Source organism: Mycolicibacterium gilvum (assembly GCF_900454025.1).
In the GTDB taxonomy this organism is placed as follows: Bacteria; Actinomycetota; Actinomycetes; order Mycobacteriales; family Mycobacteriaceae; genus Mycobacterium; species Mycobacterium gilvum.
This window is the reverse complement of the sequence record NZ_UGQM01000001.1, coordinates 1,775,458-1,789,654: the sequence shown is the minus strand read 5'-3', so window position 1 is coordinate 1,789,654 and position 14,197 is coordinate 1,775,458. Positions and strand designations below refer to the sequence as shown.

11 protein-coding genes and 1 pseudogene are annotated in these 14,197 nt (G+C 67.2%); 10 read left to right on the top strand and 2 right to left on the bottom strand.

Annotation, left to right across the window (positions count from 1 at the left end; genetic code table 11):
* Window positions 1-55: 55 nt before the first annotated feature.
* The 3 genes and pseudogenes from DYE23_RS08455 (at window position 56) to DYE23_RS08445 (ending at window position 4,992) form a co-directional block, all read left to right on the top strand.
* Entirely contained in the window at window positions 56-1,450 is a 1,395-nt protein-coding gene (locus DYE23_RS08455) for an acyl-CoA dehydrogenase family protein (RefSeq protein WP_013472342.1), read from the top strand.
* A gap of 27 nt (window positions 1,451-1,477) precedes the next feature.
* Window positions 1,478-2,689: an acyl-CoA dehydrogenase family protein gene (locus DYE23_RS08450; protein ID WP_013472343.1), complete on the top strand. Its 1,212-nt coding sequence runs from the start codon at window positions 1,478-1,480 to the stop codon at window positions 2,687-2,689.
* 30 nt (window positions 2,690-2,719) lie between these two features.
* Window positions 2,720-4,992: pseudogene (locus DYE23_RS08445) on the top strand (molybdopterin-dependent oxidoreductase).
* On the opposite strand, the gene DYE23_RS08440 reads toward DYE23_RS08445, so the two are convergent.
* Window positions 4,952-5,950 (bottom strand): MDR family oxidoreductase, encoded by a 999-nt coding sequence (locus DYE23_RS08440; RefSeq protein WP_115326991.1) that lies wholly within the window; start codon window positions 5,948-5,950, stop codon window positions 4,952-4,954. The pseudogene DYE23_RS08445 and the gene DYE23_RS08440 sit on opposite strands and share 41 nt — an antisense overlap.
* 124 nt (window positions 5,951-6,074) lie before the next feature.
* Complete coding sequence (locus DYE23_RS08435; RefSeq protein WP_011895302.1) at window positions 6,075-7,052, bottom strand: esterase family protein; 978 nt, start codon at window positions 7,050-7,052, stop codon at window positions 6,075-6,077.
* Between the two features lie 392 nt (window positions 7,053-7,444).
* Between DYE23_RS08435 and DYE23_RS08430 the strand changes: the two genes are divergently transcribed.
* From DYE23_RS08430 to DYE23_RS08400, 7 genes are all read left to right on the top strand, one after another.
* Window positions 7,445-8,008 carry a TetR/AcrR family transcriptional regulator gene (locus tag DYE23_RS08430; RefSeq protein WP_011895303.1) on the top strand — a complete coding sequence of 188 codons (564 nt, stop codon included), beginning with the start codon at window positions 7,445-7,447 and terminating at the stop codon, window positions 8,006-8,008.
* 37 nt (window positions 8,009-8,045) lie between these two features.
* A complete protein-coding gene (locus DYE23_RS08425) occupies window positions 8,046-9,224 on the top strand; it encodes an acyl-CoA dehydrogenase family protein (protein WP_011895304.1) in 1,179 nt (392 codons plus the stop codon).
* Between the two features lie 15 nt (window positions 9,225-9,239).
* Window positions 9,240-9,629 carry a nitroreductase/quinone reductase family protein gene (locus tag DYE23_RS08420; protein ID WP_099961159.1) on the top strand — a complete coding sequence of 130 codons (390 nt, stop codon included), beginning with the start codon at window positions 9,240-9,242 and terminating at the stop codon, window positions 9,627-9,629.
* A gap of 183 nt (window positions 9,630-9,812) precedes the next feature.
* Window positions 9,813-10,916, top strand: a complete 1,104-nt coding sequence (locus DYE23_RS08415; RefSeq protein ID WP_011895306.1) for a homogentisate 1,2-dioxygenase — start codon at window positions 9,813-9,815, stop codon at window positions 10,914-10,916.
* Window positions 10,917-12,095 carry an alpha/beta hydrolase gene (locus tag DYE23_RS08410; protein ID WP_115326990.1) on the top strand — a complete coding sequence of 393 codons (1,179 nt, stop codon included), beginning with the start codon at window positions 10,917-10,919 and terminating at the stop codon, window positions 12,093-12,095.
* Window positions 12,092-13,294 (top strand): CaiB/BaiF CoA transferase family protein, encoded by a 1,203-nt coding sequence (locus DYE23_RS08405; RefSeq protein ID WP_115326989.1) that lies wholly within the window; start codon window positions 12,092-12,094, stop codon window positions 13,292-13,294. Before DYE23_RS08410 ends, DYE23_RS08405 begins: the two co-directional genes overlap by 4 nt.
* Window positions 13,291-14,196, top strand: coding sequence for a hydroxymethylglutaryl-CoA lyase (locus DYE23_RS08400; protein WP_115326988.1), 906 nt, complete (start codon window positions 13,291-13,293; stop codon window positions 14,194-14,196). Before DYE23_RS08405 ends, DYE23_RS08400 begins: the two co-directional genes overlap by 4 nt.
* Window position 14,197: the final 1 nt, after the last annotated feature.

The window sequence follows — 14,197 nt, the reverse complement described above, 5'->3', positions numbered from 1 at the left end:
TGGAGTCAGATGCGCGTTCGCGCGTCCGACGAACTCACACCGAGGGCAGCCACTCATGACGAACACCTTGCCGCCCAAGCGGGGCGACCGCGAGAGCGCCGTCGGCCTCCAGAAGCACCGTCGCACGGCGATCGATGTCGGGATGGCGCTGCTCACGCCGCTGATGGGCCAGGAGTTCCTGGACAAGTACAACCTCCGCGACCCGTTGAACCGCGGCCTCAAATACGGCGTGAAACACGGCTTCTCCGCAGCCGGCGCCGCAACCCGCCAGTTCAAGCGCGTCCAGGGCATCGGCAAACCGGCGACCAGGCTGACCGAGAACCGCCCCAAGGGCTCGGACTATTTCGATCTGACCCCTGACGACGACCAGAAGATGATCGTGCAGACGGTCGAGGAGTTCGCCGAGGAGATCCTGCGGCCCGCGGCTTATGACGCCGACGACGCCGCCACGTACCCGCCGGACCTGATCGCCAAGGCCGCCGAGCTCGGCATCACCGCGATCAACATTCCCGAGGATTTCGACGGCATCGCCGAGCATCGCAGCACCGTCACCAATGCCCTCGTCGCCGAGGCCCTCGCGTACGGCGACATGGGTCTGGCGCTGCCGATCCTGGCTCCCGGCGGGGTCGCATCCGCCCTGACCCACTGGGGCAGCGCGGATCAGCAGGCCACCTACCTGAAGGAGTTCGCCGGCGAGCACGTCCCACAGGCCTGCCTGACGATCGCCGAACCCCATCCGTTGTTCGACCCCACGGCACTCAGGACCACCGCGGTGCGCACACCGAGCGGATACCGGCTCGACGGGGTCAAGTCGCTCGTACCTGCCGCCGCGGACGCCGAGCTGTTCATCATCGCCGCTCAGCTCGACGGCCGGCCCACGCTGTTCCTCGTCGAGGCGTCCACCTCGGGGCTGACCGTCACCGCCGATCCCAGCATGGGCATCCGCGCCGCCGCACTGGGCCGGGTGGAGCTCGCGAAGGTGACCGTGCCGCTGAGCGCCCGGCTCGGCGAGGAGGACGCGTCCACCTCCGATGCCGCCCGGATCTACAGCGAGGCGATCGCCCTGTCCCGGCTCGGCTGGGCGGCGCTGGCCGTCGGCACCTCGCACGCAGTGCTCGACTACGTCATCCCGTATGTCAAGGAACGCGAAGCCTTCGGCGAACCGATCGCCCGCAGACAGTCGGTCGCCTTCATGTGCGCCAACATCGCCATCGAACTCGATGGACTCCGCCTGATCACGTGGCGCGGCGCGTCGCGTGCCGAGCAGGGTCTGTCCTTCGCCCGCGAGGCCGCCCTGGCCAAGAAGCTCGGCACCGACAAGGGCATGCAGATCGGCCTCGACGGCGTCCAGCTGCTCGGCGGCCACGGGTACACGAAGGAACACCCGGTCGAGCGCTGGTACCGCGATCTGCGGGCCATCGGCGTCGCCGAGGGTGTTGTCGTCCTGTAACGCAGTCTCTAGGAAAAGGATTCGGACATGGCGATCAATCTGGAACTGCCGAAAAAACTGCGGGCCGTCATCGAGAAGGGCCACCAGGGCGCTGCGGAGATACTGCGCCCCATCTCCCGCAAGTACGACGAGAAGGAACACGCCTACCCCGTCGAGTTGGACACCGTCGCGACGCTGTTCGAAGGCATCTCCGAGGCCAAGACCATCTCGTTCGCCGGCGCCGAGGCGTTCCGCGACGGGGATGACGGCCCCAAGGGAAACATCAACGGCGGCAACATGTCCGCCGTCCTGAACATCATCGAAGTGAGCTGGGGCGACGTCGCACTCGTGCTGTCGATCCCCTTCCAGGGATTGGGGAACGCGGCCATCTCCGGCGTCGCGACCGACGAGCAACTCGAACGTCTCGGCAAGGTGTGGGCCGCGATGGCGATCACCGAACCCGGTTTCGGGTCGGACTCCGCCGCTGTCTCGACCACCGCCAAGCTCGACGGTGACGAGTACGTGATCAACGGCGAGAAGATCTACGTCACGGCAGGGTCGCGCGCCACCCACATCGTGGTTTGGGCGTCTCTGGACAAATCGAAGGGCCGGGCGGCCATCAAGTCGTTCATCGTGCCGCGCGAGCATCCGGGTGTCACGATCGAACGCCTGGAACACAAGCTCGGCATCAAGGCCTCCGACACCGCGGCGATCCGTTTCGACAATGTCCGGATCCCCAGGGAAAACCTGTTGGGCAGCCCGGACATCAACGTCGAGAAGGGCTTTGCCGGGGTCATGGAGACCTTCGACAACACCAGGCCCGTCGTGGCGGGGATGGCCGTCGGTGTCGCGCGCGCGGCGCTCGAGGAGCTTCGCAAGATCCTGACCGATGCGGGCATCGAGATTTCCTACGACAAGCCCGCCCACGCCCAGAGCGCCGCAGCCGCGGAGTTCCTGCGGATGGAGGCCGACTGGGAGTCCGGATACCTGTTGACCCTGCGCTCGGCCTGGCAGGCGGACAACAGGATCCCGAACTCCAAGGAAGCCTCGATGGGTAAGGCGAAGGCTGCCCGTGTCGCCAGCGACATCACCCTGAAGACGGTGGAGCTGGCCGGTACGACAGGCTATTCCGAGCAGGCACTGCTGGAGAAGTGGGCCCGCGACTCGAAGATCCTCGACATCTTCGAGGGCACCCAGCAGATCCAGCAGCTCGTCGTGGCCCGCCGGCTCCTCGGATTGTCCTCCGCCGAATTGAAGTGATGCGGGCGCACCGGTTGCTACGGTGCGCTGGTGGAGCATCGCATCACGTGCCCGCTGTGTGAGGCGATGTGCGGACTGAAGATCACCGTGTCCGACGGGGTCGCCACCTCGGCTCGCGGCAATGCCGACGACGTCTGGTCGCGGGGTCATCTGTGCCCGAAAGGTGCGTCCCTGCACCAGATCCACCATGATCCGGACCGTCTGCGGCTCCCCCTGGTGCGCTCGCGGTCGGGCGAGCACGTGCAGGTGTCCTGGGACGACGCGTTCACCGAGACCGAACGCGTTCTGCGCCCGGTGATCGACCGGTACGGCGCACGGGCGGTCACGGTCTACCTCGGCAATCCGGTCGCCCACAACCTCGGACTGCAGACCTACATCGGCGCGCTGGTCGGTATGGCAGGGGCAGTGGGCATGCCCGCGTACTACACGCCGGGCACGGTCGACCAGTGGCCGCTCAACGTGGTCAGCGCGCTGCTGTTTGGCGGAATGTGGAACGCCCCGATCCCTGACCTCGACCGTACCGACCACCTGATGATGCTGGGCGCCAACCCTTCTGCGTCTCAGGGGTCCATGCTGTCGGCACCCGACATCATGGGACGTCTCGCGGCGATCCGCGCCCGCGGGGGCACGGTCGTCGTGGTCGATCCGCGTCGGACCCCGACCGCGCGGCGAGCCTCGGAGTGGGTGCCCGTACATCCCGGGACCGATGCGTTGCTGTTGTTCGCGATCCTGCACACCCTCGCCGAGCGCGGCTGGATACGACGTCCACCGCATCTGCAGGACCTGGTCGCCGGGCTCGACGACATCGTCGGGCTCGCCGCCCGGTTCTCCCCCGAACGCGTGGAGGTGGCCACCGGGGTGCCCGCGGGCACCGTCCGCCGACTGGCAGCCGACCTCGCGGCTGCCGAACGCCCGGTGCTCTACAGCCGGATCGGCGCGTGTACACAGGAATTCGGCACGCTGGCGACCTGGCTGGTCTTCGTGCTCAACGTCGCGCTCGGCAGCGTGGACGCACCCGGCGGCGCACTGTTCCCGAAGGCTGCGGTGTGGTCACCGATGTTCATGAAGCCTCCCGACCAGGACGGTCCCGGGTGGCGGTTCGGCCGCTTCCACAGCCGCGTCCGCAGGGTCCCCGAGGTGCTGGGCCAGTTCCCGGTGAGCTGTCTGGCCGAAGAGATCGACACACCCGGTGACGGCCAGATCCGCGGGCTCATCACCGTGGCGGGCAATCCGGTGATCTCGGCACCGGGTTCGCGTCGGCTCGACGCGGCGCTGTCCGGGTTGGACGCGATGATCTCGGTGGACAACTGGCTCAACGAGACCAGCCGGCACGCCCATGTCGTGTTGCCCGGGTTGTCGCCCCTCGAGCGGGCGCACTGCGACGACCTCTACTGGATGTATTCCGTTGCGTCGTGCGTGAAATGGACGGAGCCGGTGTTCCCGACCCGACCGGACCGGCCGCAGGAATGGGAGATTCTGCTGCGCCTCGCCGGGGCGGTTCTGGGTACCGCGGTCCCCGACGTCGACGTGCGGGCAATGGACGATCTGTACACCCAGGGCATCATTCACACCGCATGTCAGGCCGACGACACGCCGCTGTCCGGCCGTGATCCCGGTGAGGTGTTCGAGGCGCTCGACGGCGTTGGGCCCGAACGGATGACCGACCTCGGCATCAGGGTGGGGCCGTGGGGCGACGACCTCGGTCGCCGGCCCGGCGGACTCACCCTCGACGAGGTCCGACGCCATCCCGACGGGCTACGGCTCGCAGAACTCGAGGGCGGCCGCCTCCCCGACATCTTGACGACCCCGTCGCGGCGCATCGAGCTGCTGCACCCGCTGCTGGAAGCCGACATCCCTCGGCTGGTGAGCCGGATCGACCGCAGCCGTGACGATCTCGTCCTCACGAGCAGACGCCACCTCCGGTCCAACAACTCCTGGATGCACAACGTCGCGGCACTGATGCGGGGAAAGGACCGCTGCACCTTGTTGATTCATCCCGACGACGCGCTGCGCCACGATGTGGCCGACGGCGGGCAGGTCGAGGTGTCGACCATCGAGGGTTCGATCGTGGTGGTCGCCAGGTGTCCGACGAGATGATGCCGGGCGTGGTCTGTCTGCCCCACGGCTGGGGCCACGGCATCGACGGCGCCCGCCTGGCCGTCGCCAACGCTCATCCCGGCGTCAACTCCAACCTGCTCAGCCCGCCCGCGCTGGTGGATGTTCCGAGCAACACCCAGGTGGTTAACGGTGTCCCGTGCCGACTCAGAAGCCGTCGTGAACCACCACACGCGTCCGCCCGGTGACGCCGCCGCCGATGATCGTGCCGAGGACGTCAGCGACGTCGCGCACCGGTACGTCACGGGTGATCCGCGCGAGATGCCGTGGCGCCAGGTCGGATTCGATCTGCGTCCAGATCTCCCGCCGAGACTCGATGGGCAGCAGAACCGAGTCGATACCGGCCAGCGTCGCACCGCGCAGGATGAACGGCATCACCGTCGTCGGCAGCTCGGGCGAACCGGCCAGACCCGAGATCGCCGCGACACCACCGTATTTCAGGGTGCTCAGCGCGTAGGCGAGGGTCTTGCCGCCGACACAGTCGACCACTCCCGCCCAGTGGGCCTTCCCCAGTGCGCGCACCTTCTCATCGGGTCCGGGGACCCGATCGATCACCTCGGCGGCGCCGAGGTCACGGAGCAGATCGTGGGCCTGGCTCTTGCCCGTCGACGCGACGACCTCGTACCCGAGTCCGGCCAGCAGGTCCACGCTGACCGCCCCGACCCCACCGGTGGCGCCGGTGACCAACACCGGACCGTCGGACGGCTCGACTCCGTGGGTGCGCAACGCGAGCACGCTCATCGCGGCGGCGAAGCCTGCCGTGCCGATCGCGGCGGCGTCGGCGGTGCTCAGGGTTGCGAGCTTGACGAGATAGTCGGCCGGATACCGGGCCGTCTGCGCGTAGCCGCCGTGCCGACCCGTGCCGATGTCCTGCCCGTGGGCGATGACGCGGTCACCGACGGCGAAGTCCGGGGACGAACTCGACGTCACGGTGCCCGCCACGTCGATACCGGGCACCAGCGGATACGACCGCGCCACACCGCCCTTCGGGGTCACGGCCAGTGCGTCTTTGTAGTTGACGCTGGAGAACTCGACGTGGATCTCGACGTCGCCGTCGGGAAGGGCGGATTCGTCGAGGATCTCCCGGCGCAGGACGATGCCGCCTTCGGCGTCCTCGTGGGCCACCATCGCGTTGATTTGCGTCATGCAGTCACAGTAGCCAGCCGTGGGCGGGTCGACGGGAACACGACCGCGAACACGACCGCGAACACGACCGCGAACACGACGGAGCCCCCGGCCGCCGGCCGGGGGCTCCATTCGTTCAGCTGAATCAGCCGAGGAGGTGTGCCTGCAGGTCAGGCTTCATGGCCTGCAGTTCGCGACCCCAGTACGCCCAGTTGTGCGTGCCGTTGTTCGGGAAGTTGAACACACCGTTCTTTCCACCGGCAGCGAGGTAGTTGTCCTGGAAGGTCCGGTTGGTGCGGATCGTCAATCCCTCGAGGAAGGTGGCGGGCAGGTCGCCGCCGCCGAGCTCGTTGGGAGTGCCGTTGCCGCAGTAAACCCAGATGCGACTGTTGTTGGCGACGAGATTCGGGATCTGCACCATCGGGTCGTTGTACTGCCACGCCGGGTCGGTCTCGGCGGGGCCCCACATGTCGTTGGCCTTGTAGCCACCGGCATCGCCCATCGAGATGTTGATCAGACCGGGCCACCAACCCTCGGACGGGTTCAGGAAGCCGGACATCGATCCCGCGTAGCTGAACTGACCGGGGTGATGGGCAGCGAGCACCAGCGAGGAGCCGCCCGCCATCGATAGGCCGACGGCCGCGTTGTTGGTGGGGCGCACGTCCCGGTTGGCCTGCAGCCAAGCCGGCAGTTCCTGGGTCAGGAACGTCTCCCAGTTGTAGGTGAGGCAGCCGTTCTTACCGCACGCCGGCTTGTACCAGTTCGAGTAGAAGCTGGACTGGCCGCCGACCGGCATGACGACGGAGATGCCGGAATCGAGGTACCACTCGAATGCCTGGGTGTTGATGTCCCACCCGTTGAAGTCATCCTGCGCGCGCAGGCCGTCGAGCAGGTACAGGGCCGGCGAGTTCGGGCCGCCGCTCTGGAACTGCACCTTGATGTCGCGTCCCATCGACGGGGACGGCACCATCAGGTACTCGACCGGCAGACCCGGCCGGGAGAAGGCCCCCGCGGTCACCGATCCTCCAGTGAGGCCCACCACGCCGGGCAGCAGCAACGCGGCGAGTGTCGCGATGCCGAGTCGTCGTGCCCAAGGCCCGCGAATCCTGTCAAGAAGTCTCATACCGTCAATCCATCCATCTTCCGGTACCGCCTGGCGCGGCTTGTCCCTGCGAGCTTCCCCGGGTCGACGTCCACGCCACAGACATCACAGCCTTGCCTTCACCGCGCTGTCCCACCACTCCGAAACAGCCAATTGACGACGGAGGGCCCCGAGAAAACTTCAGTTGTAGCGTTTGCAGTAAAGCATGGGTCTGGGGTATGGAAAAGCCCGAACACGCAAGACAGTGCCTCTTCCTGCACGTAAGCGAATTTGACGGTCTCGATGAAGATATCTCCGAAGTGGGCAAAAGCCGACTCCGACCGCGGCCGCCTGTTTCGCAAAACGGACGGGTGACCGACATTCGGGTCCGTCGCGCAGGCACCCCGGCACGGACGTGTCAGTAGGCTCCGCGGATGGCGAAGAGCGGCGAGAGCGCGGGTCGGCTGTCGGTCGACGACTGGATCCAGGCCGGTTACGCGATCATCGCCGACGAGGGACGGTCAGCGCTCAAGATCGACCGTCTGTGCACGCGACTCGGGGTCACCAAGGGCAGTTTCTACTGGCATTTCCGCGATATGGCGGCCTACCGTGCGGCGCTGGTGCAGGCGTGGGCCGAACTCCGGGACAGCGATCGCAGCCACTTCGGCGACCTGGGCGACCTCACTCCGCGCGAACGCCTGACCCGGATGATGGCGTCGCTCCTGGGCGAGCGCCAGTGGACGTTGGAGCGGGCGATGCGGGAATGGGCCAGAACCGACCCCGTGGTCGCCGACAGCGTCCATAACGCAGACCTGCTGGTTCTGGGCGCGGTGCGCGATGCGTTTCTCGCCGCGGGTTTCGACGACGACGACGCCGACGTGCGCGCCAACGCGACATTCGCCGCAGGTATCGGCTTCCTGCATCTGTCCGCGGCGCCTCCCGACGCGAGGCTGACCGAACAACGGGAACGCTTTCTCGATCTGATGCTCAGCCGATAGGAGCGTTCCATACCAAAAGGTATGGTAGTTTCCGGGCATGTCCTCGAAGGTGACGGCACCAGCAGCGGTAACCGACCAGTTCATCGCCGATCTGTCCGACCGGGCAGACGACGCCGAGCGTCTGCGCCGGCTTCCCGCGGAGACGCTGACGGATGCGTCGGCATCGGGACTGTTCGATCTCCTCGTACCGAGCCGCTACGGCGGACAGGAGGCGCCGTTCCCGGCGATCCTCGAACCCGTCCGCAGGATGGCGCACGGCTGCGCATCGAGCGCGTGGACCCTCGGCTTCTACACACTCCACAACTGGATGCTGGCGTTGTTCAGCGAGGAGGCCCAGCAGGAGGGCTTCGCGGCCCGTCCGTTCCTGGCGCCCGCTCCCCTGGCGCCGACCGGACACGGAGTCGCCTGCGAGGGCGGCATCCGGGTGACGGGCCGGTGGTCGTGGGCGACGGGCGTGATGGACGGCAACTGGATCATGGTCGGTGCACTGTGCGAGCGCACCGCCGGCGACCCGAGCACGCTCTACCCCGTTCTGGCGTTGCTTCCGATCGACGAGGCTCGTATCGAGGACGTCTGGCACACCGACGGCATGCGGGCGACCGGTTCCAACGACGTGATCATCGACGGCGCCTTCGTTCCCTCGCACCGGATCGTGAAGGTCACCGACATCTATACCGGTGCCGCACCGGGCGCGGCGCTGCACGACGCGGACACCTATCGGTGGCCGATGGTGCCCGCGCTCGCCCTACTGGCTGCGATGCCCGCCCTCGGCAGCGCTGAACGCGCCGTAGAGATCTACACCGAGAGGTTGTCCCAGAGGTTCCTGGCCTACGAGGGCGTCATGCAGAAGGACAAACCGGTGGCGTCGATCCATCTGGGTTCCGCCTCGGTCCGATTGCGCGCGCTGGACGCTCTGCTGGCCGACACGGTCGGCGAGATCGAGAACATCATCGCCGCCGGCGATCCCGTCGAACGGCCGGTTCGGGCGCACGCCCGACTGGCCGCAGCGCATATCGTCCACGAATCCCGCGCGGTGATCGGTGAGCTGCTCGGGGCGTCGGGCGCCAGTGCCCACTTCCTCGACAATCCGTTGCAGCGGGTGAAGCGCGACGTCGACGTGATCGCCGGGCACGTCGTCTTCGACTACGACACCAGCCGCGAACTTGCCGGGGCGGTGACAATGGGAGCACCGATCCCCCGCACCGCGATGGTGTGAACCCGGAAGGATCCGATGGCCGAGACAACACGTGACCGCGTCACGAAGTTCTTCCAGAAGAACATCGCCAACCGCGTGATGCGGCACATTCCGATCCAGACGCTGCTGGAGACGACGGGACGGAAATCCGGTCTGCCGCGCACCACGCCACTGGGCGGCCGCCGCATCGGTGACGAGTTCTGGTTCGTCTCCGAGTTCGGCGACCGATCCCAGTACGTGCGCAACATCATGGCCGACCCGAACGTCCGGCTGCGACTGAGGGGACGCTGGCACCGTGGCATCGCGCATCTGCTTCCCGAGGACGATGCGCAGGCCCGGATGCGGATGCTGCCGCGGTACAACAACGTTGGCGTCCGCACCTTCGGCACCAACCTGCTGACGATCAGGGTCGACCTGATCGACTGACCCTGACTGGCGGTCAGACAGGCCATCGAGTGCACGCGTTCTGACGTAATTTCCCCCGAATCTGCACAGAAATCGTGCATTCGGGTTCCCCACGGCGAGCCAGGCCCCGCATCTCCGACAGGCCATTGACCCCGTCGAGAACTAAAAGTAAAGTCAGTTTCACTTCCGATCGAGGAGATGACTGTGGAATCCTTCGTCCACCTGCGAAAGGGTAAGACGCCCAAGCGGATTCATGCCGATCTGGACGGGCTCAAGGACGACGAGCTCGGACGCGGCGGATTCGTCGGACGCACCGCGAACATGTACCGCCGCAATGACCCGACGGCGTACCGCACCGTCGGGCCACTGCGACCCACCGACGTCCTGAGCTCCGAACTCAAGCCGAGCGACGCGACCGACCCTCGCGGCGGCCCCCTACTCATGTTCTCCAACGCGGACTGTCAGGTGCTGCTGTCCCGGCGCACCGAGGAGATGCCCTTCTTCGTGCGGTACGTCGACGGCGACCTGCTCTCGTTCGTCCACCGCGGATCCGGCTCGCTGGAAACAGAATTCGGGCCGCTGACCTACCGCCAGGGCGACTGGATCTACATCCCGAAGGCCTGCACATGGCGCCAAATTCCTGATCCTGGTCCCACCGGGACTACCACGCTGCTGATGGTCCAGGCCACCGAGGAGTTCCGTGTCCCACCCGCAGGCACTCTGGGGCGGCATTTCCCGTTCGACCCGGCGCAGGCGGTCATCCCGGAACCGCAGCCGATCGACGACGACGGCAGGGACGAATACGAGGTGCGGCTGATCCATGAGGGCGGCCCCACATCGCTGTTCTACAAGCACCATCCGCTCGATGTCGAAGGCTGGCGCGGCGACAACTTCCCGTTCACCTTCAACATCGACGACTACACGGTGATCACCTCCGACAGCGTCCACCTGCCGCCGACCGTGCACCTGTTCATGCAGGCGACCGGCGTCTACATCATGAACTTCCTGCCCAAGCCCGCGGAATCGGTTCCCGGGACCGAGCGCACACCGTGGTACCACCGCAACGTCGACTTCGATGAGATCGCGTTCTTCCACGACGGCTCGCTGTACGGAATCCCGATGCCGCCCGGCCTGGTCTCTCACGCCCCCCAGGGCGTCCATCACGGCGCGCCGGAGAAGGCGCGCGAGCGTGCACGACGCAAGTTCGACGACTACGACCGCGTGGACTGGTCCGTCATCGCCGTCGACACCCGCAGGCGGTTGATCCCGTCTCCGGAGATTCTCGCCAACGATCTGGGGCAGCACTAAGTGACCAAGTACGAGTACGACCGCATCCCGTATCTGGTTGCCTACCAGAACAACTCAGCTGTGCGCGACGTGTATGGCGGCGTCGCCGAGCTCGTCGTGCTGGAGAGCTACCTGCTCAAGCCCAAGACCGTCGAGTCCGATACCGTGCTGGTGTTCATGCACCCGATCGGCGGCGGCGCCTACCTGCCGATGATCAACGCGCTCGCCCGTGCCGGCCATCACGTCATCTACTGCAACAGCCGCTTCCGCGGCACCGACTCGGCCCTGCTGATGGAGAAGGTCGTCGAAGACCTCGGCGAGTGCATCAAGGACGCCAAGAACCGTCTCGGCTATCGGAAGGTCGTCCTCGCCGGCTGGAGCGGCGGTGGTTCGCTGTCGGTCTTCTACCAGCAGCAGGCCCAGCACCCCACGGTCACCGCGAGCCCGTCCGGGGACGGGCCGGACCTCACCAAGCTGGGTCTGATTCCCGCCGACGGCATCATGCTGCTGGCCGCACACATCAGCAGGCACGGCACCATGACCGAATGGATGGACGCGTCGATCCTCGACGAGAGCGACCCGTCCAAGCGCGATCCCGAACTGGATCTGTACAACCCCGACAATCCGCATCAGCCGCCCTACACCCAGGAGTTCCTGGAGCGCTACCACCAGGCGCAGATCGCCCGCAACCGGCGAATCACCAAGTGGGTCAAGGAGAAGCTGGCCGAGTTGAAGGCAGCGGGGCGCCCGGAGGACGAGTTCGCGTTCGTCGTGCACGGCACCATGGCCGACCCGCGCTGGCTGGATCCCACCGTCGATCCGAACGAACGCGCCCCGGGAACGTGCTACCTGGGCGATCCTCAGGTGGTGAACATGAGTCCGGTCGGCCTGGCGCGTTTCTGCACGCTCCGCAGCTGGCTGTCTCAATGGAGCTACGACGACGCCAACGGCGACGCGGTCAAGGCCGGGCCAGACATCGCGGTCCCGGCGCTGGTGATCGGCAACCTCGCCGACGACGCCTGCACTCCGAGCCACACCCGACGCATCTTCGAGGCCATCGGGCACGAGGACAAGGAAATGCACGAGATCGCCGGAGCGAACCACTACTACGCGGGCGCGGATCAACGGGACAAGCTCCGCCAAGCCGTCGGCATCGTCACCGACTGGCTGCAGCGGCACGACTTCGCGGGCGTTCGATGACGACAGGTCCGCTCGACGGTATCCGGGTCATCGAGGTCGGCACGCTGATCTCGGGACCGTTCGCCGGCCGGCTACTCGGAGACATGGGTGCCGAGGTGATCAAGATCGAGCCGCCGGGTGCACCCGATCCGCTTCGCACCTGGGGGCAGGCCGAACTCGACGGACACCACTTCTTCTGGACGGTCCACGCGCGCAACAAGAAAGCCGTCACCCTCAACCTGCGTGTGCCCGAGGGTCGCGACCTGTTCCTGGATCTTGTCGAGCGCAGCGACGTGATCGTCGAGAACTTCCGGCCGGGCACGCTGGAGAAATGGGGACTCGGCTACGACGTTCTGCGAGAACGTAACCGGGGCATCATCCTGGTGCGGGTCTCCGGATACGGGCAGACCGGACCGGACGCCCACAAGGCGGGTTACGCGTCGGTCGCCGAAGCCGCCAGCGGCCTGCGGCACATGAACGGTTTTCCCGGTGGTCCTCCCCCGCGGCTGGCGCTGTCCCTGGGCGACAGCCTCGCCGGTATGTTCGCCGCGCAGGGCGCGCTGGCCGCCCTGTACCGCCGCTCGGTCACCGGCGAGGGGCAGATCGTCGATGCTGCGCTGACCGAATCCTGCCTGGCGGTGCAGGAGTCGACGATCCCCGACTACGACGTCGGCGGTGTCGTGCGCGGGCCGTCCGGAACCCGCCTCGAAGGCATCGCCCCGTCGAACATCTACCCCACCGCCGACGGCAGCTGGGTGGTCATCGCGGCGAACCAGGACACCGTGTTCCGTCGACTGTGCAGCGCCATGGGGCAACCGGAGCTCGCCACCGACGAGCGTTTCGTCAACCACGTTGCGCGGGGCCGCAACCAGGATGAGCTCGACGCGATCATCGGGGCCTGGGCCGCCCAACGTCAGCCCGCGGACGTCATCGCGACTTTGTCGGAGGCCGGGGTGATCAGCGGGCCGATCAACACCGTCGCCGAGGTGGTCGAGGATCCGCAGCTGCAGGCGCGCGGCATGATCGCCGATCACTGGGACGAACGCATCGGACGAAACGTCAAGGGCCCCGGCGTGGTTCCGGTGCTGTCGGAGACACCGGGCACCATCCGCACCGCGGGGTCGGCGCGACCGGGTCAGCACAACGACGAGATCTACCGCGATCTGCTGGGCCGCAGCGAGTCGGATCTGGTGAAGCTGCGAGAAGGGGGTGTGCTGTGAGCGGACTGCCGACCCATGTCGACATCCGGGATGTGTCCCTGCGCGACGGTCTGCAGATCGAGGAGCCGATTCCGTTGTCGGCCAAGCTCGACATGCTCGCCGCCATCGCCGCCACCGGGGTTCGGGAGATGGAGGCGACGGCCTTCGTGTCCCCCTCGAAGGTTCCCGCCCTCGCCGACGCCGCCGAACTCGCTGCCCAACTCCACAACTTCCCGGACATCGAGTTCTCGGCGCTGGTCGCCAGCCCCAACGGCGCGAAACGCGCGATCGCGGCGGGCCTGCGGTCGATCGAGTATGTGGTGTCGGCCGCCGATGGTCACAGCAGGGCCAACGTCGGCCGGTCCACCGCCGAGGCGACCGCGCTGATCCCCGAGATCGTCGCGATCGCACACGACAGCGACGTCACCGTCGAGGTCATCATCGCCACGGCCTGGGACTGCCCCTTCGACGGCCCCACCCCGCCGCAGCGGGTCCTCGACGTCGTCGCTGCCGCCACGAACGACGCGGTGGATCGGCTGGTGATTGCCGACACCATCGGGACCGCCACGCCGCGACGGGTCACCGACCTGATCACGCTGGTACGTCCCCTGATCGGCGACACACCGCTGGGCGCGCACTTCCACAACACCCGCGGCGCCGGCTTGGCCAGCGCCTACGCAGCGGTCGGTGCCGGCGTCACGCGACTGGACGCCTCGGTCGGCGGACTCGGCGGATGCCCGTTCGCACCCGGCGCGAGCGGCAACATCGCGACCGAGGATCTCGTCTACCTGCTCCGCGACAGCGGCATCCACACCGATGTCGACCTGGCGGCTGCGATCGACGCGGCGCGCGTCGCGCAGCACGCGGTGGGCCACGGACTTCCCAGTGCCTTGCTGCGCGCCGGCGACCGGATCCCGGGCTAGC